This window comes from Rhodococcus sp. TAF43 (assembly GCF_052113525.1).
Lineage (GTDB): Bacteria > Actinomycetota > Actinomycetes > Mycobacteriales > Mycobacteriaceae > Prescottella.
Genome location: NZ_JBFRDL010000063.1, coordinates 1 through 23,427, shown reverse-complemented (window position 1 = coordinate 23,427; position 23,427 = coordinate 1). Strand labels below are relative to the sequence as shown.

Sequence of the window (23,427 nt, the reverse complement as noted above, 5' to 3'; positions counted from 1 at the left end):
GTGCACTCCCCAGACATACGGTCCGACCTGACCCGCGCTGAGGAAATCCCTCGGTAACCGATGAGTTCCCCCCAGAGTGAGGCCTGGCTCCACACACACAGCCCGGTCGTCAGAAAGACAACGCAGCGGGTTCCCGGCAAGAAACCTCCTGCGCGCAGTGGGCAGTGGAGGCAGAACCGGCCCGATCAGCACATCTCCGGTCGGGCCGATTCGCGCGAATTTGCTGCCGCCTTCACCCGATACCAAGGCGAAGACGCTATCGGAATTGCTGGTGCACAGGAGCATTCGGCCATCGGGAGCGTCGATCTGGATCGGGTCGCTGCCGGGTCGGTGCAACGTCCATCGCCCAGATTCGTGGCACGCGAAGAGGCTCTCGCCCAGAACTGCAGCTGCCGTGACAGGGAGGTCGTCGACTTGGAGTGGGCCATCGTCGTTGTCACAACGAAACAGGCCTGTCGGGTCAGCGACCCAACAGCCCGTCGGGGTTGCCCAGATGCGGCGGCTGGGACCGATCGCCCCAGGCAGAACGTGTTCACGGGCCTTGCGATCGGTGTCGATGCTCACCAGAAGCGGCAGCTCGCAATCGATCACCCACAGCAGCCCGCCGGCAGCCGAGACCGCGCCGGGGACGATCCGCGGCCGCGTCAGGACATCGGACACATCGTCGAGGTCGAGTGTGACCAAAACACCGATGTCACGTTCGGCCTCACCGCCGTCCTGCTCGAGCATCGCGCCCCGATCGAAGAAACGCGGAGCGGCGTCGACGTCACGTAGCCGTCGATGGCCACGCAAGATCTCCCAGCTATGGGTGTCTGCTGTGCTGTGGAATCGTTCGGTGACGATCTGAATTCGAGTGACGAGGCCGCGCACTCTTCCTGCGTCATCGCCGAGCACAGCGCGGAATCGGCCCGTGAGTTCGACCTGCCCGGTCAGAGGCCGGAAACTTCGCCACGTCGCGGTCCATCCGTCGCCGCGCAACAGCCCGTGCCACTGCCATCGGCGTGGTGTATCCGGCCCGGTGTACTGCTTTCTCGGTGCGGTTGTCGCAGGCTCGAGCACAGCTCGGATGGTCACCGCGCCAGCCGCGGCGGGGGATGATTCACCGAATCGGAGTGGAAGACCGATCACCGATCCAACCCGAGGTGGCGGTATCGCACCGTCCTCGATCGCCAGATCCTCGATTTCAACGACAAGCGTTCGACGGCCGGTCATGAGCCTTTCTGCAAGGTAGTCATGTCGGTGATGCTAACAGCGCATCCGGGGCTGTGCTGTCACCTCGCGCGGGTGCTGACCGGGGGACCCGATTCCAGTCAGCACGCCACGATCGTGGCGGTCCACACTCGCGCCGCCACGCCATGCAAGCCAGAAGTTGCTCCCGTGCCTCACATGACAGCGACTGCCCCCTGCACCCCAGCTGCAATACGTACCCAGATCAGCAAGCATTAGCGGCGCGATCACTCGACACCAGAGGCAGATAACGCAAGCGACCGATGCGACCGGACACATCCACGATCGCTCCCCGTGATCCTGCCCGCGTCGTTCTGGGAACACTGGCTCGATCCATCGATCACCGACCGCGACGAGGTGCAGGCGATGGTGAACTCCATCCCCGAACCCCACCTGCAGCCCTACGAGGTGAGCACCAAGGTCAATAACGTCAGGAACAACCGCCCGGACCTGCTGAAACCGATGCACAACGACGAGTAGCCAGGCTGTTTTGATCTCGCGGGTCGGCTGAGCTGCTGGCGGAGGCGGCCCACGTGAGAAGATGCGGCTTTCCCCAGAGGTGTTGTTTCCCAGACCCTTTCGGTCGTTTGAACAGTCCAAGCAACGTCCGAATTCGGCTAGTGTAATCACTCGTGCCGACGAGGTGGGGCCTTTGGTGGGGGCCTCGTCGGTGCCGCAGCGTCCGCCCCGACCCCGACTGGGGCGCGGACGCTGCTGGACGGGGGGTGCGCCAGGGGTCGCGCCTCCCGTCCCCTTTTATCTGCACGTTCTCGGCGGATTACCCGGACCTGCGTGTGTCTGCTGGAAAGGGGTGTGCCCCGGCGTCCGGGCATGGACGGCCGAGGCACAGCGCGGGCTCCTCTGGGGAGGTTCAGCCCGCGCACCGCGCTGGGGGATCTGGGGGATCACGAGTCAGCGCGGCTGCTCCTATGAGCGGCGACGAGTGTAGCCGTCGCGCTCGCTGATCTGAAACCTGGTGCGAACCAACTGGATCACTTCGGTGAGGTGAGGATCAGGTACTGCGCTGCAGTGAGCTGGTGGGCCTTCGTCTCGTCGTCCATCGTGGTGATCTCGCCGAGGTACTGGCCGTGCTGGACGAGGCACTTGGTGCCGACGCCCTGCGGGGTGTCCTTGGTCCAGCACTTAGCGTTCGGCACGTTCGCCGGCGCCGCCGACGGGATCAGGCCGCCGCCGGTCTCGAAAGCCTGGGACATGCCGTCCATCAGTTTCTTCGAGCCGTCCTCGGTCTGCGAGAGGTAGACGTCGGTCTCGTTGACGGCCATGCGGGTGGTGCCCGTGGACTCGAAAAGGTCGAGCTTGGTGGCCGCGTCGTTCGCGAAGTGCGAGGCACCGCGCGGGCCGTAGACGGCGAACTGGCTTGTCGAGGTCTTTCCGTCGATCGGGATCGTCAGCCGCAGAACGCTGTCGACGTCGACCTTGATGTTCGCGTAGTCGCCCGGGGCGGTGGCGGCGAACTTCTCGATCAACGGACCCTGGTCACGGACCGTCTTCGCGATGGTCTGCGCGGCCCAGTCCTTCTGCGTGTCCGGGGTCTGCGTCCACTGGTAGAGGACGTACTCGTTGTACGGGGTGAACGCGTTGGTGGTGAACCCGTCGCTGGTCTGGCGGTCGCCGATACCCTGGCGACCGTTCGCCGCCTCCGCGACCCCCAGCGCACCTCGGGCCAAATGTTGGTCCGCGCCGATTCGGCGTTCTACGGGCACCCCACCGTCTCGGCAGCTATCAAGGGCGGAGCAGAGGTCTCAGTCACGGTCCTACTTGATCCCAAGGTGCGGGCCGCGATCGCTCAGATAGCCGACGACGCGTGGATCCCAATCAAATACACAGACGCGATTTACGACGAGAAGACTCGACGGTGGATCTCCCGTGCAGAGGTCGCGGAAATCCCGTTCACCGCGTTCACTTCCAAGACGGCCGCTGACCACGTCCGTGGTCGCCTCGTGGTTCGCCGGATCCCGGATCTGAATACCAAGGCCGGCGAGCCTCAGGCGGCGTTGTTCGACACGTGGCGGTTCCACGCGTTCTTCACCACCACTGACTCCAAACAGGTGGACACCGTCGCCGCGAACAAGACCCACCGCCAACACGCGATCGTCGAGCAAGTCCACGCGGACCTGAAGAACTCGGCCTTGCTCACCTGCCTTCCGGGCGATTCACAGCCAACGGCGCGTGGCTTGTACTCGCGGCCATGGCTTTCAACCTGACGCGAGCCGCAGCGAGCATCGCGGGGAGCGCTTTCGCCAGGGCTACAACTGCCACGGTCCGCCGCACCCTGATCAACTCCCGGCGCGCATCGCCTCATCCGGACGACGGATTGCCCTTCATCTGCCGCAGAACTGGCCCTGACAAACGGGTTGGACCAGGCTGTTTGCGAGAGTGTGTGGACCACCTGGTTCAAGTGCCACCTGACCACCCAGTCGATACCCGACGCGACACGAGGACTGCAGTGGAACACCCCGGCTTTGGGGGTCGGGCGGTCGGTCGTATCCATACCCGCCGAGAGTAGGACTCATCCAGGCCACCAAGTTTCGCCACCAGATCGGTGGATCGAGGTTTAGGGAAGGCTCCGTGACCGGACCTGGGCGGGGGGCATCTTCTCGTCCCCGGATACACTGCCGGGCGGCTGATTAGAGCCGCTCGAAAGAGCCTGGGGGGATCCAGACGTTGATCACCTGGTTCGCCCAGCCCAGATCGTGTACGGAGGCCACAGCGGTGACAGCAGACCTGCCGGACGAGGAACGCCTGCGTCGCGAACTCGAGATGCTCGCGGACGTCCGCCGCCGCCTGAGCGAATCCGAGGGCATGGACTTCCAGATCCCCACGGGCGCCGTGGACCAGGTCCTAGACGAGTACAACGCCGTCCGCGCACGCGACGACGAAGGCGGCGGGCAGGCTCCAGAGGAGCCATGAGTGATCCCGAAGTTGTCGAGGAAGACGAGCTTCCTGTCGACGAGTGGCCGACCCAGTTGGGCCGCACGCCCATTGGTCCGCCGATCGGCGTCCACTTCTCCGAGGACGCCAACCGGGCGCTGATCGCAGTGGCTGAACCGTGGGGGCAACGGCGCCGCAGTGCGGTCGTCCGGGTAGCGATCCGACGCCTCCTCGCGAACCAGGCCGGGCTGCAGGCGATCGTCGAGGAACGCGCACGCAACCGCGCCACCCAGCCGCCCTGCCCGGATCTGATGAACATGCACCTCGACAAAGCAACGGCCAACCAACTCACGCATCTTGCGCGACAGCTCGAGACGAAACGGGGCGAGCTGGTCCGGATCGCGCTCGACCGGTTCCTCGTCGAACTCGCCCAGCTCCGGCTCGCCGGCACCCCGTTCGACATCGAAACCGCCATCAACCGAGAGAGCTACAACGGTGAAGAGAACCGGGAGAGGATGATCCGACGCCGCCGTCTGCGGGAAGCCAAACGCAGAGCCACCGAGACGGACTGACCGCCGAGGGGACGTGTCGTCATCCCAGGCCAGAGCACGTTGGAGYGCCGTCGGATCCGTCAGTCGGGGAGCGGTTTACGCCAGATGACGTCGATGACACAGATGCGGTGGCTGGTGTCGCCGTCCCAGTCCACCCTCAGGCCTTGCGCCTCGAGCGCGTCGACGACGATGCGGCCCACGACACCATCGGTGTAGGTGGTGATTTCCTGCCGGGCGGTCTCGTCGCCGGCGCGGGCGGCGGCGACGAGAGCCGGGTCGGTGCCGGGGGCGGGCCGGAAGGATCCGTAGGACAGCCACAGGTCATCGGGTTCGTCGCCGAGGAGCGTGGCGTCCTGCATGTCGAAGAACGTGTACGCCCACTGCTGCCACGGGTACCAGCCGTCCATCGGCGGGTCGGCGGGGGTGCGTTCGTCGTCGATCTCGACGGTGCCGCAGCGGATGCAGCAGGTGAAGTTCATGCGTGCCAGGATGCTGCGCTGCTCGAGGTCCGCGAATGCCGCGGCCACCCGCAGGTAGTCGCCCGGGATCGACCACCGCTTCTGCTCGTCCAGGCGCTCGTTCCACACCTGACGAACGAGCGCGTCGACCCGCCGCCCCAGTGCAGGATGCTCGTCGGCGCCGTCGACGCAGCCGCGCGCGGTCTCGCAGATCTCGTCGAAGGTCGCGAACCCGGGAACGACGAGAATGCGCGCTTCCTCACGGATCTCAGCGACTTCCGCCGCAGTGAGCGAGGGCTGGGGTGTGCGCAGCCAGGGGAGCCTCATTGGGTCACCTCTGCCGCGATTGAGACCTGGCCACTGACCGCGGCTATCGGCCGGCCGGCACGGGTCGGCTGACTTCGTAGGTGCCTTCATCGTCGGTGAACGTCACGGTCACCTTCTGATTGGTCCCGCCAGCGACGATCGTGCACTCGAACCTGCTCCCGTCCGCGACCTCCTGCTTGCCCGGACACTGCACGGCACTGACGTCGCGCACTCCGTACGACTCGGTGAGGATCTGCTCAATGCCACGCTCAGCGGCGACCTTGTCCAGGGTGAGCACCTCTAGTGGGCCGGTGGGGGCGATGGGCCAGACGGGGCCAGGCGCTGGCGCGGCGGGCTCGGCCGTCGACGTACCGGAGGATTGGCGCCCCAGTAGGAACGCGGCGACGACGATCGCGAGGACAGCGACAGCCGATACTGCGATCAACGGGATCATCAGCGGACGTTTCGATGACTGCTGATCAGGTGGGTTCATCGTGATCCTCTTTCGTGAGTGCGCTTCCACTCGCGGCTGACACCGAAGTCAACCGCTTGTGCAAGAACCACCTAGGAGATGGTTCCTTCTCCTTCGACGAACAGCCGGTACCCGAAGTCCTTCAACGGATTCGATGCGCTCGTCGTCATGTACGACTCGACTGCCATCACGGCGTCGCATGGCTGCTGGCCGACCTTGAGCGCGTAGAAGGAATTGAGGTCGGGATCCTTCCAACTGTCGCCACCGAGGCGCTTCTGTGCGGGATCAGTCATCGAGAATCGGACGTAGGAGTACGGCTGCCCGTTGAGGACGCTGGTCGCCTCGATCGTGTCGTTCTTGCGCTGGAAGCCTTCGAAATTGGCGCAGTCGACAGGAAAGAGCTGTATGCGGACCGACTCCGCAATGAACTTCTCCTGTTCGTCGAGCGGCAGTTTCCCCAGGTCGATGAAGGAAAGCCCTGACAAGTCGCGTCCAGGCCATGCGACGATGGTGGCTGATCCAGCGGGTTGGCCGAGCGCGCGGGCTTCGTCTGCGTCGTGCTGGAAGACCCGGGCGTCTTCGGGCAGGTTAGTGGTGAATGTCGTCGTGCCGACGGTGAACTGGTCGGTGTAGGCGGGGCGCTCGCTGGTGGGGGCAGGGCGTGCGCTGGGATCAAGCAGAACCTCGTCGTTCGAGCACGCGACGAGCAAAGTGGCCGCGGCAGCTGCGGCGATCGTAGCGGCGACCCGGCCGCGAGTGACGTTTTCGAGCACGGGCATATGCAATGAACTCCCGATTCGATGAGTTGTGGTTACAGCAGTCCGGCGCGTTGGACGAAGGTCTTGGCAGCGGCGGTGGCGGTGGCGGTGCAAAGGGTTGGGACGGTCTAGGTGGGCACGTGGACCGGTGCGAGGATGTCTGCCAATTGTCGTCGCGCGCGGTGGATGCGGGTTTTCACGGTGGCGACGGAGACCTGTTGGTGTTCTGCGATGTCGGCGTACGGGAGGTCGGCGAACTCGGCGAGGACGATGGCGACGCGGAAGTCCTCGGGGAGTTGGCCCAGGGCGTGGTGGACGGCGTCTGCGGTCGTGACCTGGTCGTCGAACGGGGTGTGGTCGTCGGTGAGGTCGATGCCGGGGCCGTCATCGTCGGTGTCGGTGTCGTCGAGGCTGGTGGTGTGCTTGCGGCGACGGACCAGGGCGAGGGCAGCGTTGGTCGCGATCCGGTGCAGCCAGGTGTGGAAGCGGGCATCGCCGCGGAACTTGTGGAGGTTCTGCCACGCAGCGATGAGGGCGTCCTGGAGGGCGTCTTCCGCATCGTGGGCGTTACCGGTGATCTGTAGGCATACGTGCCAGGCATTGGTTCGGTAGCGGCCAGCGAGTTCTGCGAACGCACTGTGGTCACCAGCACGGCACGCGGCTACGAGTTCTGCGTCGTCCATTGCACCCCCCCAGGTTCTTTCGGTCTTCCGGTACATGCCCCCTGATGCACCGTGGGGGATCGTACCCGGCGGCGCCGAAGCGTCACCGGCCGCCGTCGGTGAGGTCCGTTCTCCCTGGCTACGGGCGGATGGTCGCGGCTTTGGGGCTCAATACAGGTCGCCGCCGAGGTCCGGGCCGTCGTCGAAGGTGGAGTCGCCCAGGGCGAGGTCGGGGAGGTCMGCGGTGGTGATGTCAGCGTCGGTGACGGCCGGGTCGAAGAATGCCCCGTCGATGTCGCCAGCCCCGTCAAGGTCCTGGTCGTCGATGTCGCCGTGGAGGGCGCCGAGATCGCCGCCATCGTCGTCGAGCAAGGCGGTGTCCGTGTCGTCGTCGAGGACGATCTCGCCATCATCGTCAGGGACGACAGGGATGTCGTCCATGTCGGGAACGAGATCGGCATCGGCGGCCGGGGTGGTGGGGTCGAGCGCGACCGACAGTGCACGTTCCCACACGTCGTCGGGCAGTGGAGGCATCGTGTCTGCCATCCCCAGCGTCCTCAGCAGTGACTCGTCCCGGTCCATCGCTCACCTCGTTGTCGGTCGTGTTCGTGTGGCCGGGCAGGTTGTCGGCGCGTTGTTCGAAGTCACGGTCCTGCTTTCCGTGACCATTGTGCCTGGTCTGATCGCTTGGGCGATTACACGCGGATGATCACGGATCGGCTGCTCGGCGCCGTGGTTGTGGCGGGTGTGTCGAGCAGTCCCGCGTCGGGGGCATCGGTGACCACCATCTGGTGCTCGGAGTCGGCCCAGGCGTCGTCGAACTGTTCGATCGGCACCTCGAGTTGGTCGCCATTGGGCACACCGGGATCCGAGAGGATCACGACCCCGCGCTCGTCGTCGATGCCGGCGACGACGAGGACGTGGTCGGGAAGGTCGGCGTCGTCGGTTTCCTGGTCGGGATGCCAGATCTCCCCGGAGTCGACCATCGCGATCACCCCGTATCCGTCGTCCAGTTTGGCGCGCAGATCGTCGAGCGAACTGCTGGTCAGGCTGCACGGCACCCCTTGGTCCTCGAGCAGCTTCTCGATGTTCGGCAGGGTCATGCCCTCGCCCGGGTCGCCCATCAACCCGAGTTCGACGGCGCGGTCGACCAACTCCTGCGGATCGGTGATGGTCGCGCCGGTGTACTGGGCAACGATCTGTCCTACCGCCGAGGGCCCGCAATACCCGTTGATCTGCTGGTAGAACCAGTTCAACGTCCACGCGGCCGGGTTGCCGTGCACACTGTCGTCGGCGGCCGCGGGGGCGACGGATTCGGGATCTGCGGCTGTGAGGTCGGGGATGTCGTCGAACGCCTCACCTGCGGTGCCAGAGTCGGGGAGCACCGGCGCGGGGTCGGCCTCGATAGCGGCGGCGAGATCGGGGCCGGCCGGGATGAGGTCGTCGAGGTCGGCGGGTTCGTCGATCACTGTGGTGGGTTCGCCGCCGGACCAGACGTGGGCGGCCAGATCCTGGTCGAAGTCGTCCATAGTCGGATCCTCCTGGGATCGTGGGTGAGTCGCGTTAGGTGGATGCGACGGCGGTCAAGATCCCCGTCGTCGCGACCGTCGGCTCCGAGGAGTGCGGTGCGTGCGACGACGGGGAGGCGGGCCGCTGTCAGACGAGGTCGCCGGGGACCTCATCGACGACCGGCGGCTCGTAGGTGTCGGTGCCGGCCTGGGTGTGGTAGCTGTCGTCAGCGGGGATCAGTGACTCGTAGGTGCTGATGTCGCCGAGCGTCCCGTCGCCGGACGTGGCGGCGGTCCGGTAGGTCTCCTGGCTGCCGTCGCCGTCGGTGTCGGAGAGGCTGAGGTCGAAGCGCCCGTCCCCATCGGTGTCGATGAGGGTGTCGTTGGTGATGGCGTCCGCGTCGGTGTCGAGGTCTACGGTGTCGAAGCGTCCGTCGCCGTCGGTGTCGATCAGGTAGACATCGGGTTGGCCGTCACCGTCGCTGTCGATCTTGCTGGCGGTGATGCGGCCGCTGCCGTCGAACTCGTCCTGGCGGACGGGCTGGACGGTGGTCGGGTCGTAGTAGGTGGCGAGGTCGACCTGGCCGTCGTCGTCGCTGTCCTCGGCGATCCGGACCGTGCCGTCGGGGCGGACCGCGGCGGCCGTCTCGTAGGTGCCGTTGTGGTCGGTGTCCTGCTCGACGAGGGTGATGCTGCCGTCATCGTCGTTGTAGTGGGTGATGGTGTCGATGCCGTCGACCCGCGAGTGTGCGAGGTCGACGCTGCCGTCACGGTCGACGTCGCGGGGGGAGTAGTAGTCGACGTTGCCGTCGACGCCGACAGCGGTGGTCAGGTCCGAGGCGGGCCCCGACGTTGCGGGGTCCTCGACTGTCTCGGCGGCACTCGGGGTGGAGGTTCCGGCGGCCGGTGCGGAGGAGTAGGTGGCGGTCGCGGGATCACCGACGACGTCCGCGGTCGACGCCGCGTCGCCGGCCGGCGCAGTCCCGGTCGCGGTGGTGGCGGTGGTGTCGTTGAGGCTGTTGTAGATTTCGTCGATCCTCTCCGTGAGAGACAGATCGGAGTCACCGACGACGTCCGCGGTCGCCGACGCCTCGCCGGCCGGCGAGTTCTCGGTCGCGGTGGTTGTGCTGGCGGTGGTGGCGGACTCCTCGGCGCCGGTGGTGGTGTCGGCGTCTGCGGTGGTGTCGAGGCCGATTTCTTCGAACTCCTCCTTCATAGCGTCGCCGATGTCGTCGAGCTTCTCCGTGAGGGTCAGATCGGGGTCGTTGGCGATGTCGTTGAGCTTGGCCTCGTACTCGGCGGCGTCTGCCTCGGTGTACTGATCGGGGTTGCTCATCGTCTCGTCCTCACTGTTGTCATCGGCGAACCTGTATCGGCTGTTGGTAGTTGGATGCAGTGGACAGCCCGAAAGGTTCCCGACGACCGCGAAATTGTTTCTGGCGACGACCGGAAATCAGCGAAACACCAGCTCACAACATGTCCCGTCCCGGGTGAGAGCTGACCTGCGAGGTGACCCGGCCAGAGATGGGCTCACAGACAGCAGGGACCGCCGAACCCTGTGTAGCGGATTCGGCGGTCCCTGTGTTCGCAGCGACGTGGCGCCGTGTCAGTTGATCAGTCCGGAGCGGGTCAGGAACGTCTTCGCGCCGTCGAGTCCCAGCGCGTCGCTGAAGCGCGCCATCACCCCGGTGGAGCTGTTGGCGTAGCTGATCGAGTAGGTGCCGTTGTAGCCGGGGCCGTCGATGTGCGCGGCCGCGGTGCGCGCGGTGTTCTCGACGAGTACGTTCTCCGCGGCAGAGGTGTCGTTCTGGAATCCCTGCCGGAGACCGACCACAGTCTTCTTCGCCTCGCGGGGGTCGACCGAGACGATGATCCCCGAATAGTCGTCGTCGACGATGCCGGCGGTCAGGGAGCTGCCCTTCTTGATCGGGCAATTCACCTGCAGGCCACCGTTCTCGGTTTCCCCGGTGGTCTTACAGGGTTCGAGCTCGCTGCGTAGCGCCGGTGGAAGCGCCGCCACCACAGCTTCTTTCGTCGTCGGCGGGGCGGCCGCGTCGCCACCGCCGGAGGACGCTGCCGATGCGGCGTCGCCGCCGGTGGCGGCGGTGGTGGTGGTGGGACCTCCCGCGGCCGCGGCGGGGTCGGTGGGGGTGTCCTCGCCGCCGGTGAGCGCGACTACACCGATGGCGCCGGCGGCCACGACGGTGAGTGCCGCGGCCGCGATGACCGTCCACTTCTTCCCTGTCATGTTCTTCGCCGGAGCTCCGTCCCCGGGGGCGGACTGCTGCCACCCGGGCGTGGCCGGGGCGGGGGCCGGGTTCCCGGTGGGGGGCTGCAGGTTCCACGGCTGCGTGGCTTCGGGCGCAGCGGGCGCAGGGAACTGTCGGGTATCCGCTGGTGCCGGTCCCGGAGCTGGGGCCGCCACCGGTGTGGGTGTGGGTGTGGGTGTGGGTGTCGCGCCGAGTCCACGCACGATTGGGGCGGCCGCGGCGAGAGCGCCCTGGGCGACGACGGTTTTCGGGTCGTCGAGCGTGGCGATCGGGCCGAGTTCGGCGAGCCGCTCGTGCACGAGCGGGATCCGGGACGAGCCTCCGGTCAGGTACAGCGCCTCGAGCTGGCCCGGGTCGGTGATGTGGGCGTCTGCGAACGTGGCCCGGGTCAGGTGCACCGCCTTGTCCAGGGTCGGGGTGATCAGCTCCTCGAACTCCTCGCGGGTGATCTGGAACTTCTCGGCGCGCCCGTCGCCGCCGGTGACGGTGATCGTCGCGGACGGCGCCTCCGACAGCAGTTCCTTGGCGCGGCGGATGGAGTCCTCGAGCGCGTACCGGACATCCATCGGCGCCTGACGTCGCAGGTAGTCGAGCAGGTCGGGGTCGCGGACGTCGAGCTGCTGGTCGACCCACCGCCGCAGGTAGGCGTCGAGGTTCTTGCCGCCGAGCCCGTTGTCGCCGCGGGCGGCGACAACATCGAAGGTGCCGGCCTCGTTGGCCTCGAGAACGGCGATGTCGAGGGTGCCGCCACCGAAGTCGAACACCGCGATCTTCGATCCTGGGGCGAGGGTGTTCGCCCGCGTGTAGTAGTGCGCGGCGGCCCGCGGCTCGGACACGGTCCGGATCTTCGAGGCGTCGAGCCCGAGGTTGGCGGCGGCGTCGAGCAGCACCTGGATCTCGCGCGGCGACCACGCCTCGGGGTGGGTGAGCACAAGCTCCGTCGGCGTTTTCCCACCGTGGGCGCCGGTCGCGCGCGTCATCACCGATTCGAGCACCGCCGCGACCGGGACCGAGGCGGGCAGGTCGTAGCCGTTGACGTTGACCATGCCCTGCGCGACGACCCGCTTCGGGGACGGCATGTAGGCAGCCGGGTTGGCTTCTGCGCGGTCGGTGGCCACGTCTCCGACCGCGATGCGGTCCGGGGATTCGACGAACACCGCCGATGACATCGTGGTGCGGTTGTGGCTCAGTTGCAGTGCCTCGACCGTCCCGGACACCGGTCCGGTGTGTGCGGCGGCGGTGTTGGAGGTGCCGAAGTCGATGCCGAGCACCCACTCACGCGACGACATCAGCGGCCGCCCTTCACGCCGCCCCGAGACGGGGACGGTACGAGGCGGTGGCACACGCGAGTCGAGCTCATCTTCGGTCCTTCCACGGTCTCGCCGGCAGGCGAGGACTTGACGGTTCGAGTAGTTAGATGCGCGCCATGCGCAAAAGGTTCCCGCCCGACCGCAGATCGGTTGTCGGCGGGGGACGCAGCCCTGCGGGGTTCGGCAGCGACTCCGCTACGCCGGCGCCCTCACCCCGCGACTCGGCTGTAGGTGTTGATAATGGTGACCAGGGCGGCGTCTTCCGCGGCGGTCATCGTCGACAGGGCCTGGGTCTGCGCCCAGGATCGGCGCTGGTGGGCTTGTGCGCGGATCTGCTCGGCGGTGGCATCCGGTGGCAGCCCGAGCTTGCCTGCGAGGGTGGGTTGTTCGACCAGACGCCGCAGCTCGGCAGTGACGGGGGAGATGGGGTCGGCGTCGAGCATCGCCTTGAGATGCTCGAACAGCACCACCGTGTGCAGGGCCGGATCCGACCGCAGGCCGTCGGTGATGGCGCGGATCTGGTCCCGGGCGGGGTGGGTGTAGGCGAGCTGGTCGAGTTCGCCGATGATCCGGCCGGCGCGGTGCACGGCAGCGAACGCACCCAGGTGGTGGGCCAGGACGCCGCGCAGGCGCGGTACACCAGAAGCGGCGACGAGCCACTCGTTCAACGCCGCCGCACCGCGGGCGGCGACCGCGCGGCCGTGGATGGTGCCGTACTCGCCGAGCAGGTCGAGCAGTCGGCCCCGCACCTGCGCCGGCACCGCGGCGGGGGCATCGGAGTCGAGCAGGTCGATCAAGTCCAGCGGGGCGATCCCATCGAGGGCGGCCAGCGCCCGGGCGTCGTTCTCCGTCAGGGACCCGGTGTGGGAGGTTTCCGCGAGCAGACCGGCGACCGGCAGCACCGTCATCACCAGGTCTTGCAAGCGGGTGGCGAGCTTGGCCGCGTGCTCGGTGGCGTGCTCGAGCGGATCCCGCGCCCCCAGCGCGCCTTCGCCGAACCCGTCCGCGCGGGAGAGCACCCCGAGCGTGGTCAGCGGGGTGAACCCGAGCTGCTTGAGAAAATCGACCTCGTCGGCGCGGGGGGTGGAGTCGAACAGGAACACCGCCGCGTCGGCGTCGACGGACGCGGCGCGGGTCTGGGCGAACCCGTCGATCAGCGCGCGGCGGGTGCGGGCCTCGTTCTCCGTGGTCAGTGTCGCCAGTCCGGGGGTGTCGACGAGGGTGTGATCGCGGATCGCCGCCGACGGCAACCAGCGGTGCAGGTAGGCAACCTGTTCCGGCGGTACCGGTAGCGCGGTGACCTGCCCGCGAACGGTGTCGACGGGCAGGCGGCTGCCGTCGAGGAGCACCGTTTCGGCGCGGGCGGGGGCGCCGTCCTGGTAGACGGCGACGACGTTGGTGGCCTCGAGCGCGGCGGTCTCGGCGACCGGCGCCCCGATCAATGCGTTGACCAGGGTGGACTTTCCGGCCTTGAGGCGGCCGACGATCACGATCCGGGGCGGCGACCACAGGATCGCCCCGATCCTGTTGGCGTGCCCGACCAGGTCCGGTCCCAGCGCGGCCAGTGCGTGCAGGGCCCGGTCCAGGCTTGCGCGAACCGGATCCAGGGGAGGTGTCATCGGGGTTATCGAGGTCATCGAACCCCACCCCCCACCGCAGGTGCAGGTGCGATCGGGGTGGCGGTCAGTTCGGCGATCAGCGCTTCAGCGCGAGTGATGTTGCCGGCGACCACCTTCCGGTTCCCTTCCAACCTGGTGAGCTTCTTCTCCCTGGTCTGTTTGTCGGACCGGGCGATCTCCTCGGCCTCGCTGATCTGTTTCTGCAGGTGCTCGATCGAGGTCTTGAGGTGGTCGCGGTAGCGGATGACGATCTCCGGGCGGGTCAACGCGAGCGCCGATTCGAGCATCCGCGAGGTGGTGGTCTTGGTCGTGGCGATCGTCTCGCGCTGCCAGGTGAGCAGGTTCGTCTTGCCCGCGCGCATGGCCTTGAAGCCGAGGTTGAACCCGACCCAGGCGACACCCACGACGGCGCCGACACCGACGACGGTGGTCACCCCGATCAGGCCACCGAGCATCGACGAACCCATCACTCCCATGGTGAGCATCGACGGATCCAGCAGCCCTTGGCGTTTGCCGGCGACCTGGTGGGTTTCGAGTGTGCGGTTCGACAGGGTTGCCACGACCTGCTGGTAGATCTCGTTCCACACAACTTCGGAGTCGAATCGCGGTTGCACGATCTGAGTGTGGAGCTGGTCGAGGAACACCGTGAGAGAGCCAGCCATCGCCGCCTGGAAGTCACGTTCCATTTCGGCGGTGAAGTGCTGCGGATTCTTGCGCAGCACGGACATCCCGTTCTTGTTGATCCGGGTGGTCCACTTCTCGCGAATCTGATCGAGACTGCGCTCGAGTTCGTCGGTGGCGTTCTGCCGGATCAGCGTCAGGTCCCGCTGCAGGTACTGCTCCCACTGCTGAGAGTGGTCCTTGAGATTCTGCAGTTCCTCGAGCTGCGCGGTCAGGTCCGGGATGGCCTGGGCGCTGTCGGTGATCGCGGCGATCTGCCTGGTCATGTCCGCTTCGAGGGTGCGTAGTCCTTCCACCGCGGTCCGCAGCCCGTTGGCGGCCGGAAGGTCCTCCGCCCGAGCGAGCTTCGCGCCGATCAGCTCACGCAGTTCGGTGATCCCGGAGAGTTCCTCGGCACGGTCGCGGTCCGGGCCGGGCGGCATCTCTGCGGCAAGTACCGCACGCAGGCTCGAGACCCCGAGCACCGGGACCTCGCGACCGATGTGCTTGCGCAGCAGTGCCCGGTTCTCCTCGACGATCGGCTTCCACCGGCGCACGTTCTTGTCGGTCTTGGTGACCACCACGATCAGCGCCTCGACCGCCGACCCGGTCGCCCGCACGAATTCCATCTCCGGTGCGGTGATCGGGGTGGTCGCATCACACACCACGACCAACACGCAGGCCTGAGCCGCCGACGACGCCGCCAGGGCCGCATACGACTGGTCGAGGCCGCCGACGCCCGGGGTGTCGATCACCGTGACGTCGCCGAGACGGCTGCCGGCAACGGGGACGATCGCCCGCGTCGGGAGCTCGTCGGCACGGATATCGGTGACGTGGACTCCCTCGCAGGAGACCCAGTCGGCGAGGTCGCCGTGGGGGATCTGCTCGGCGTGGTCCGGGAACAACAGCTGCGCGGTACCGCCGGGCTGGTCGTCGGTGGCCTCGGACAGTGCGATCGTCGTCGACGTCGTCACATCCACTCCGACCGGAGACGCATCACGCCACCCGACGAGCGCGTTGACCAGGGAACTCTTACCGCGTTTGACCTCGCCGACCACCACTACCGACCGGATCTGCTCGAGACCGGAAACACGCTGCTCGGCAAGGTCGCTGAGCTCGTCGTAGCCAAACGGCCGCAGGATCTTGCCCGTGATCGACGCCAGCAACGTGTCAGCACGCTGCCGCGGGGACGCGGCACCGTCGGCGGTGTCCTGTTGCCCTGCATCGTTCACGATCCCCCCAATCCCCAGTGCGTTCCTCGGCAGGCGCCGGCGCGGATGAGACAGTAACGCGGTCCGCCGCCCGCCTCGGTGCGCAGGTCATATCCATACCCTCGTCGGGTGTGACGCCAGACACATTCGTGTTCTCGGTGGGAACCTTCCAGCCGCCCGGCACATCCAACTTGGTGACATCACCCCCACCAGGACACGCACACGCAGTCCGCGGGGACGACGAAAGGAGCACGAAGGTGCGGACGACGACATGGATGCCGCGGGCGGCGGCAGTGCTCTGCGCGGGTGTACTGCTGGCCGGCTGCAGCAGCACCGACGATCAGCCGACCGCCAAGTCCGGTGGCGACGCCGCCACCACCGCGGCCGTAGACCCGGCAGCACTCGACACCGGCAGCTACCCGACCAGCCCGGCCCCCGAATACAGCCGAGCCACCCCCGACAACATCGTCGAGGTCGAAGGCCAGCGTCTGGCCCAGTTCATGGTCGTCCCCTTCGAGGTCGACCCCGAGCTGACCGTGGGGAAGATGCCGACCATGGTGATGCGCAGCGGAAAGAACCTCGGCGTGGTCATCAGCAACGCGGCCGGTGATATCGCCAATAACCACAACATGCTCTACGGCTATGTCACCACTGCCGCGATCAACACCCCGAAGATCACCGATCCGTCCCGCTCGGTCGTGCATGCGGTGATGCGATTCGGCACCCCAGAGGAGGCCGCCGCGGCTGCCCGCGAGATCCACACCGAGATCACCACCGTCGACGACGGCGCCGGCATCCATAAGCCGGAAACGATCGACGTTCTGCCCAACACCCTCGTCTCCACCAGGGAGAACAGCTTCGCGGCCGGTCCCGAAGTATCCGTCAACGCCCTGACCGCGCATGGCAACTACCTGATCTACACCTACGCGAACGCCCCGGCCGCGCAGAAGGACTGGACCGCCCAGGCCGTCGCGAAGGCGCTGAGCCTGCAGGGGCCGCTGATCGACAAGTTCCCCGCCACCCCCACCAAGGAACAGAACGGCGGCAAGCCCGCCGAGCTGCCCATGGTCGACCAGGACAAGATCCTCATCTACGCGATCCCGGAGGCCGATGCGCAGGCCCAACTCGGCGACGACTTGGCCGTCTACGGGCCGCGTGGGATGTCGCACCGCTCGACCAACCCGCCCGTGACCTACCGGGTCCTGAGCGAGACCGGCTCCGAGCACAACGCCGTTTCCAAGACCACCGTCTACCGCGCCAAGGACGACGCCGGCGCCCTGCGGATCGTCGAGGAGTTCACCAACGACCTCACCTCCCAGGGCTTCACCCCCGCGCCGTCGCCGCAGGGACTTCCGAACGCCACCTGCGTCACCAACGACACCACCCGCGGCACCGCGGACTACTGCATGGTCGTCAAGGGACGCTACGTCGGCGAAGCCAACGGCCTCGACAACAAGAAGGACGTCGACCAGCAGATCTCCGCGCAATACCTGATCCTCGACAAGGCCGACCAGAACGCCTGACAGCCAGTCGAGTACACCACCGGTGGTCGCCCACCGATGCCGACAGGCTTTGGCGAACACGACCGCCGGCCGGGAACCTTTCGGCCGCTCGCGGCATCCAACTGTGTAGTTGCAGTTCTCCTGACCAGAAGGAATCGAGCAAGCCATGACTACGCCCACTCCATCGAACTCCGGTATCCCGAGCGACCCGAGCGCGTCCTTCACAGCCGGCGGCGCGGGATCCGCCGGCGGCTCCATCGTCGATACGTTCTCTATCGACCTCAGTGACATGCTCGCCGACCCGGGCTCGTCCGAGGTGTCGATCCAGTCGTTCGACGCAGGCGTCTCGGTCGGCGGTGGTGTCGCGTTCGGTGGTGGCGTGGACATTTCGGTCGGCGCCCCGGAGGGGATCCCGCAGGTCAGCGTCGACGTCGGTGGCCAGTTCGCGACCGAGGGGCAGTTCGACTCGTACGTCAGCTACGACGACGTCGACCTGTCCACCGACGCCGCGACGGGCACGAGTGACGTGTCGATCGAGTCGGTGGACGGCGCGGTGTCCGGGTACGGGGGAGTGCAGGCCGGCGGCGAGTTCGGCGTCGACTTCAGCGTGAACCCGCTGGACGGAGTCCCGGAGGTCGGTTTCAACGTCGGCGCCGAGTTCGCCGCCGACAACGGGTTCGACATCGGTGGCGGATACGACCACGTCGAGATCCACCAGGAGGACGGCGGCGACTTCACGCTGTAGATGTGCAGCGGCGACGTCCACCCGTCGCCGCGACAGYGAGACGATTCTGGAAGGCCCGGCGCACCGCGCCGGGCCTTCGTCGTTCCGGCACCACCGCCCCGCGCACACTCGGGAACCTTTTACCTCTCCGGCGCATCCAACTCAGTGACAGTTACTGCAAGCGAAGGACATTCACGATGTACCCCAACTACGATCCCGCCGCCACGATCTCCCCGCCGCAGTACGGCGCACCGACCCGGTCGCAGCCTCCGAAGTCGAACGTCGGTTGGGCCGTCGCCGCGCTCATCTTCTTCTGGCCGCTTGCCTTCTCAGCGTTCACCCACGCGACGAACGTCTATCCGCTGTGGGCGTCCGGTGACCTGGCCGGCGCCCAGTACGCGTCCGAGCGGGCCAGACGCCTCGGCAAGACTTCGCTGATCGTGTGGGCCGTGCTGTGCGCGCTGATCGTCGTCTTCTACGTCGTCGTCATCGGGTGGGCCGTCTCGAACGCCACCGACATCCCCGTCACCACTTACACCGGGCCAGCTCCGACGACCACGCGCGGGCGCTGACCGGCTGTGAGCGAGATGGGGGCGGCGACAGCGCGATCCGCGGGCCTACGGGGGTGGTGTTCACGGCATCATGCTGTGAACATCGCGGTAAGCATCGTCCTGTCGGCTGGAGCGATCATTTTCGGTGGATACGCTGCGTTGCTGACCGGGTTGTTCGTAATGGTCACCGACGCGTGTCGTGCCGACGATTGCAACGACGACGTCGTGGCGTGGGCGATTCGGTCTGGATGGGCGAGCATCGTGTTGATCCTGGCCGCAATGGTCGCCCTGGTCGTGCGGTCGCTGATTCGCCGGCGGTGCGCCGTGTGGTGGCCACTACTCGCGGTCCCACTGATCACCGTGGCGTGGTTTCTCTGCGGCATGATCGCCTCCGCGGCAGTCCCTCCGCCGTGACGGCCACGTCGATTCCGGCGAGCCGACCAGGGCTGACCGTGATGACGACAGGATGGCGCATGACCGCGCGAACCACCGGGGCCGACAGCGTAACCACCGAACCGCTCCCACGCTGGAAGACCACCGACGAGATAGCCGTGGCCCTACTGGGTCTATCACAGCAGGCGTCGCGATGGGCGCGACCGGTCTGACCGCGCTTTTCGCAATGGCACCGAAAGCTGCCCAGCCGACTGCGACACCAGCGCCGCCGGACAAGGGCATCGCGATCACCTGGTTCGGCGCCGCGGCCATCATCGTCGCGATGATCGCCGGCATCGCATGGTCGAAGAGCAACGACCAGCGTCGTTCTTCTGACGGCTCCTCGCCGCCCCCGCAATCGTCGAGATGTACTTCCTCGGCGCGGCGATCACGCAAACCGCGATGGTGCAATGACCGGTGAGGAGGCCCCTCGGCGCCCGACGCCAGCGCAGACAGTCCGGCCACGGCGCGGACCTTTCATGGTCCGGCTGAATCAGGTCTATCGGCGTCATCGGAGATGGCGGGGCGGGCGTCGACGTCTCACGGGACGAAGCCCGGCGGTTGGCGCCCTGCTCCAGCGAAACCCCTTGGTGCGCCGGGCTCTTCGCCTATGCCGGTCATGGAATCTGCCCGGTCGTCGGAACCTTTCGACGTCCCGGCGCATCTAACTCTGTGACAGACACTGCAACAGAAGGACATTCGCGATGCACCCGAACTACGATCCCGCCGCCATGACGCCCGCCCCGCAGTACGGTGCACCCGTCCAGCCGCTGCCGCCGAAGTCGAACATCGGCTGGGCCGTCGCCGCGCTCATCTTCTTCTGGCCGCTCGCCTTCTCAGCGTTCACCCACGCGACGAACGTCTATCCGCTGTGGGCGGCCGGCGACCACGCCGGCGCCCAGCACGCCGCCGAGCGGGCCAAGCGCCTCGGCAAGATCTCCCTGCTCCTGTGGGTCGTGGTGTGGGTACTGCTCGTCGTCTTCTACGTCGCGGTCATCGGCTGGGCAATCTCGAACGCCGCCGACATCCCCACCACCACGACCTACAGCACGATTCCGACCACCACACACGGGCGATGACCGACTCCACCCGGGCCGACCCCGAGAAGGACGCTGACGCAGTCGCTGCCACCATCGCGCTGCTGGCGGCAATTGCCCAGACACCGCCGAAGCTCCTCGACATCTGAACACGACGGACCGCCCGCACCTTCTCGCGCTCGATGCGCCAACGGTTCCCATTCCGCCGGCGTCGACCAGGGCTGACCGCGACCGCGACCGGATTCCCCATGACCGAGACCGCCACCAGCACCGTTCACCAGCTGCGAGGAAACCGGGCTGGAACGAGTGACCTGCGCGGACACCCGCGCCGCGGGCGCGACGAGAGAAAGAGCAGGCGCGGCGGGAGACCTGGCTGCTGCTGGCTTCATGACCACGCCGAGAGGCGAGAAGCGGCGACACCTCGCGGCCCGAGAAGTTTCGACCCAGCGCGCAGTACGAATCCTCACCTCACCGAAGTAATTGATCCACACCGCTTTAGGGACAGCCGCTCTATCCTCTACACTCAGCGGCAGAAGCTTCCGCACCGGTCGTGATCCCCCAGATTTATCCGGTGCGGGTGCGCAGGTTCGTCCCCCCAAGGAGGCCCGCGCAGTGCCCCGGCATTCCCCCACGAAAGCCGGGGCACACCCCTATTCGGCGCCGACCAGCGCCAAGATGCGCGGCCAGCAGGAATCATCACCAGTCACGAAGCGCAGAACCGGCAACGGGAGGTGTGCGGATTCCCCCTGCAAGACCCGCACACCTCCCGCTTGTCGACGTTCAACTCTCCACCGGGATGGATAACGAAACGCCGCCGTGYCCACCGAGCCCCCTGCCCTCCCCAGGCCCCTTCACCGCGGACACGCACGTTCACCATATCGAATCTTCGCACCCCAGCAAACGGACCAAACGCTCGAAAGGGAGTGTGGTTCAAGCGATCCCGAGATCAAGCAAGCCGCCATCCCGACGGTGTCCCGCGCGGCGCCGCCCCGAAGGAGTCGCGCGACTGGCCGAGGCCGCCTACAGCAGCGCCTGGTACGCCGCCGGTTGTGCGGTACAGCTGGCCGTGTTGGCGGTCGCGGCGGGGACGCTGAACATCACCCTCCGGCGCTGGCGATCCTCGCGACGACAGTGAGTTGCAGAACAAGTTCTCTCGCAATTGTCTGGACGACAGCGGCCTTGGGCTCCGTGCCATAGGTTGCAACGGCGGGCAGTACCAATGTTTCGATGTCTATCCGTCCTGAACGAGCTGAGGAAAGTTGAGGCCCGGCCCGATCCACTCGGGTCGGGCCTCACGGCTCGTGGTGTGTCCCCCAGTCGGCCCTCCGGTAGGAGGTCCTGGTGACGGATCGGGGAATCAGCGACTCCAGCCGCTCGAGTTGAAGTTGAAGATTGGTCCGTGAGTGCCATCTGGTCGTCTCGGCGAGATGCACGAGTATGTGCTGGGCTTCCGGTCCCCCATTAGGCCGAGGAACCAATTGAGCAGCGATCCAAGTCGCGCTCGAATCCCGCGCGGGCGTTCGATGAACGCCGTGTCGTTTGTCGGAATCGGATCCGACCGAACGTAGTGGAACGCTCTGCTAGCAGTCTGTTCTGACCGATCGTTGTCTTCCATATCTGATGGTAACTCGATCGTGGAGTTCCCCGGACGATCGTGCCAACCTTCTGCCAAAGGCTCCGTGCCGAACGGCCCCACCGAGACTCTGCGCAGGTGGTGTCTCGCGGTGTGTCAGTGTTCGGTTCGCAGGTAGTAGGTGGCGCCGCTTTTGAGTTCGTCGGCTGTGAAGGACTGCTGTGCGAACTGGTTGATGGCGATGACGTAGCGGCGCTGGTTGGCGGGGACGGCGTCGAATTTCCCGGTATAGGTGCAGGCGATCGTCCCGTCAGGGCGTTGGGTGACAGTATCGAGCTGTAGTGATGACGTCGTGGCGGCGGAGGCGGTGTCTCCGACTATGACCGCGATGTCGTTCGGGGCTACGTCATCCCCTCCGATGGCGCAGTGGCCGGTGTCGGCCGAGGCGTGGTCGGCGTCGCCCGTCAACGTGACCGTTGCGCTGAAAGTGTCGGGCGCATCAAGGTTGGTGGCGCAGCTGGTGACGGTTAGCCGGGGGTCATTGGGCGACTCGCAGTGCCGCAGAGGTCGTCTCGTCGTGGCACTGGTTCCACTTCGACGCGACCTCCGCGGCCGGCGAGGGTGATGGTGCTGCGTCGGGGCCGCCGCCCTCGAGCGGTGGCCTGGACGTCGAGGTCGATGCCGGTGATGCGGCCGTACCCGGTGTCGAGTCCGTGGTAGCGGGCGACGCGGGCGTCGAGCTGAAGGTCGGTCGAGGCCAGCGACCATCGGTGACCGCGAGGATGGTGCCGTTTTTGCGTGCCCTCGCTGCGACGGCGCGGGCACGGCTGGGTGGCACGTCGACTCCCCCGAGCGACAGGACCACCAGGTCGACACCGTCTGCCAGCACGGCCGCGACCTCGACCGGGTCGGCCGAGCCCTTCGACGCTGGTCGGGGCGCTGGCGGGTTTGCGGCGGATGCGGCCTGTGCGCAGGGCAGCTGCGACCTGCTGTTTCAAGCCGCCGCGGGCCTGGACATACAAGGCCTGGTAGATCGTCTCCACGCTCACCCGCATCTGCTCGTCGTCGGGATGTTCCTTCTTCAGAGCGTTGCAGATCTGCTGAGGTGACCAGCGTTTCCCGAGCCCTTCGACAACAAAATTGCGCAGCGGGCCGTCTTCAAGGAGCCTGCGAGGTTTCGGCCGCGGACGGCGTCTCGCGGAGGCGCGTTGGGCGCCGTAGGGGCGGTAGGAGCCGTCCGATGCACTGTTGGCGGCGATCTCCCGCATGAGCGTGCTCGCTGGCCGCCCGAGGTCGCGGCCGATGGCCCGCAGCGACGCGCCTTCCGCCCGCAGGTCCTGGATGCGTTCGCGCTCAGCGAGCGTCAGAAACCGCGGGTGCAGGGGCTTTTCGAGCACCGCGACCGGAACGTGTTCGGAAACATCTACCGTTGTCGTCACTCCAGTGGTGTAGTCGACCCGGCGCCCATCTGGGTAAACGCGGGACTGGCTGGACCTTCGAACACCGTTGTCCCAATCCTGGGCGGTGCGGTAGTTCACCCCGACCTGCGCGGCGGCCTTCCTCCGCGAGATTCCGATAGAACGCAACCTCGCGTACTCGCCCCGGCCTGGATGCGGTGTGCGTCCTCCATGACCCGATGAGGACAGCCCAGCCCTTCGTGCCCACCCATACCCGGTATTCCGATTGATCCCGACAGCCCGGGCC

The 23,427-nt window shown here is 66.9% G+C and carries 21 protein-coding genes and 2 pseudogenes; 9 read left to right on the top strand and 14 right to left on the bottom strand.

The window, feature by feature from the left end:
- On the bottom strand, positions 1–1,212 hold a 1,212-nt coding region (locus AB4Z09_RS26285; protein WP_442241056.1), incomplete at its 3' end, for a hypothetical protein.
- Positions 1,213–1,483: 271 nt separating this feature from the next.
- Between AB4Z09_RS26285 and AB4Z09_RS26280 the strand changes: the two are divergent.
- Positions 1,484–1,707, top strand: a pseudogene (locus AB4Z09_RS26280) (SOS response-associated peptidase family protein); the annotation flags it as partial.
- A gap of 512 nt (positions 1,708–2,219) precedes the next feature.
- On the opposite strand, the gene AB4Z09_RS26275 reads toward AB4Z09_RS26280, so the two are convergent.
- Positions 2,220–2,864: a DUF7373 family lipoprotein gene (locus AB4Z09_RS26275; RefSeq protein WP_442241057.1), complete on the bottom strand. Its 645-nt coding sequence runs from the start codon at positions 2,862–2,864 to the stop codon at positions 2,220–2,222.
- Between AB4Z09_RS26275 and AB4Z09_RS26270 the strand changes: the two are divergent.
- The 3 genes and pseudogenes from AB4Z09_RS26270 to AB4Z09_RS26260 all read left to right on the top strand — a co-directional run.
- Positions 2,772–3,594, top strand: a pseudogene (locus tag AB4Z09_RS26270) (IS1380 family transposase); the annotation flags it as partial. The gene AB4Z09_RS26275 and the pseudogene AB4Z09_RS26270 sit on opposite strands and share 93 nt — an antisense overlap.
- 366 nt (positions 3,595–3,960) lie before the next feature.
- Positions 3,961–4,158, top strand: a complete 198-nt coding sequence (locus tag AB4Z09_RS26265) for a hypothetical protein (RefSeq protein WP_442241055.1) — start codon at positions 3,961–3,963, stop codon at positions 4,156–4,158.
- A complete protein-coding gene (locus AB4Z09_RS26260) occupies positions 4,155–4,691 on the top strand; it encodes a hypothetical protein (protein ID WP_442241054.1) in 537 nt (178 codons plus the stop codon). The genes AB4Z09_RS26265 and AB4Z09_RS26260 overlap by 4 nt, the downstream gene beginning before the upstream one ends.
- Positions 4,692–4,750: 59 nt before the next feature.
- Here the strand turns inward: AB4Z09_RS26260 and AB4Z09_RS26255 are convergent, their stop codons facing one another.
- From AB4Z09_RS26255 to AB4Z09_RS26210, 10 genes are all read right to left on the bottom strand, one after another.
- Positions 4,751–5,455, bottom strand: a complete 705-nt coding sequence (locus AB4Z09_RS26255) for a DUF6891 domain-containing protein (RefSeq protein WP_442241053.1) — start codon at positions 5,453–5,455, stop codon at positions 4,751–4,753.
- Positions 5,456–5,498: 43 nt separating this feature from the next.
- Complete coding sequence (locus AB4Z09_RS26250) at positions 5,499–5,927, bottom strand: DUF4333 domain-containing protein (protein WP_442241052.1); 429 nt, start codon at positions 5,925–5,927, stop codon at positions 5,499–5,501.
- A 71-nt stretch (positions 5,928–5,998) separates the two neighbouring features.
- Positions 5,999–6,679: a hypothetical protein gene (locus AB4Z09_RS26245; RefSeq protein ID WP_442241051.1), complete on the bottom strand. Its 681-nt coding sequence runs from the start codon at positions 6,677–6,679 to the stop codon at positions 5,999–6,001.
- A gap of 113 nt (positions 6,680–6,792) precedes the next feature.
- On the bottom strand, positions 6,793–7,347 hold the full coding sequence (locus AB4Z09_RS26240; RefSeq protein ID WP_442241050.1) for an RNA polymerase sigma factor: 555 nt from the start codon (positions 7,345–7,347) through the stop codon (positions 6,793–6,795).
- 147 nt (positions 7,348–7,494) lie between these two features.
- Complete coding sequence (locus AB4Z09_RS26235) at positions 7,495–7,872, bottom strand: hypothetical protein (RefSeq protein WP_442241049.1); 378 nt, start codon at positions 7,870–7,872, stop codon at positions 7,495–7,497.
- A 149-nt stretch (positions 7,873–8,021) separates the two neighbouring features.
- Positions 8,022–8,855 (bottom strand): C39 family peptidase, encoded by an 834-nt coding sequence (locus AB4Z09_RS26230; RefSeq protein WP_442241048.1) that lies wholly within the window; start codon positions 8,853–8,855, stop codon positions 8,022–8,024.
- Positions 8,856–8,982: 127 nt separating this feature from the next.
- A complete protein-coding gene (locus AB4Z09_RS26225; RefSeq protein WP_442241047.1) occupies positions 8,983–10,170 on the bottom strand; it encodes a hypothetical protein in 1,188 nt (395 codons plus the stop codon).
- A gap of 270 nt (positions 10,171–10,440) precedes the next feature.
- Positions 10,441–12,393, bottom strand: a complete 1,953-nt coding sequence (locus AB4Z09_RS26220) for an Hsp70 family protein (RefSeq protein ID WP_442241046.1) — start codon at positions 12,391–12,393, stop codon at positions 10,441–10,443.
- Positions 12,394–12,623: 230 nt separating this feature from the next.
- Positions 12,624–14,033, bottom strand: coding sequence for a GTPase (locus AB4Z09_RS26215; protein ID WP_442241045.1), 1,410 nt, complete (start codon positions 14,031–14,033; stop codon positions 12,624–12,626).
- Between the two features lie 14 nt (positions 14,034–14,047).
- Complete coding sequence (locus tag AB4Z09_RS26210) at positions 14,048–15,925, bottom strand: dynamin family protein (protein ID WP_442241044.1); 1,878 nt, start codon at positions 15,923–15,925, stop codon at positions 14,048–14,050.
- A 236-nt stretch (positions 15,926–16,161) separates the two neighbouring features.
- On the opposite strand from AB4Z09_RS26210, the gene AB4Z09_RS26205 reads away from it, so the two are divergent.
- The 5 genes from AB4Z09_RS26205 (at position 16,162) to AB4Z09_RS26185 (ending at position 20,192) form a co-directional block, all read left to right on the top strand.
- Positions 16,162–17,427 carry a DUF7373 family lipoprotein gene (locus AB4Z09_RS26205; RefSeq protein ID WP_442241043.1) on the top strand — a complete coding sequence of 422 codons (1,266 nt, stop codon included), beginning with the start codon at positions 16,162–16,164 and terminating at the stop codon, positions 17,425–17,427.
- 145 nt (positions 17,428–17,572) lie between these two features.
- Positions 17,573–18,151 carry a hypothetical protein gene (locus tag AB4Z09_RS26200; protein WP_442241042.1) on the top strand — a complete coding sequence of 193 codons (579 nt, stop codon included), beginning with the start codon at positions 17,573–17,575 and terminating at the stop codon, positions 18,149–18,151.
- Between the two features lie 176 nt (positions 18,152–18,327).
- On the top strand, positions 18,328–18,702 hold the full coding sequence (locus tag AB4Z09_RS26195; RefSeq protein WP_442241041.1) for a CD225/dispanin family protein: 375 nt from the start codon (positions 18,328–18,330) through the stop codon (positions 18,700–18,702).
- Positions 18,703–19,267: 565 nt separating this feature from the next.
- Positions 19,268–19,534, top strand: a complete 267-nt coding sequence (locus tag AB4Z09_RS26190; protein WP_442241040.1) for a hypothetical protein — start codon at positions 19,268–19,270, stop codon at positions 19,532–19,534.
- 283 nt (positions 19,535–19,817) lie between these two features.
- Positions 19,818–20,192, top strand: a complete 375-nt coding sequence (locus tag AB4Z09_RS26185; protein WP_442241039.1) for a CD225/dispanin family protein — start codon at positions 19,818–19,820, stop codon at positions 20,190–20,192.
- A gap of 1,687 nt (positions 20,193–21,879) precedes the next feature.
- Here AB4Z09_RS26185 and AB4Z09_RS26180 read toward each other — a convergent pair.
- Together AB4Z09_RS26180 and AB4Z09_RS26175 are read right to left on the bottom strand one after the other, a co-directional pair.
- Positions 21,880–22,191, bottom strand: a complete 312-nt coding sequence (locus tag AB4Z09_RS26180) for a hypothetical protein (RefSeq protein WP_442241038.1) — start codon at positions 22,189–22,191, stop codon at positions 21,880–21,882.
- 59 nt (positions 22,192–22,250) lie between these two features.
- A complete protein-coding gene (locus tag AB4Z09_RS26175; RefSeq protein ID WP_442241037.1) occupies positions 22,251–23,261 on the bottom strand; it encodes a transposase in 1,011 nt (336 codons plus the stop codon).
- Positions 23,262–23,427: the final 166 nt, after the last annotated feature.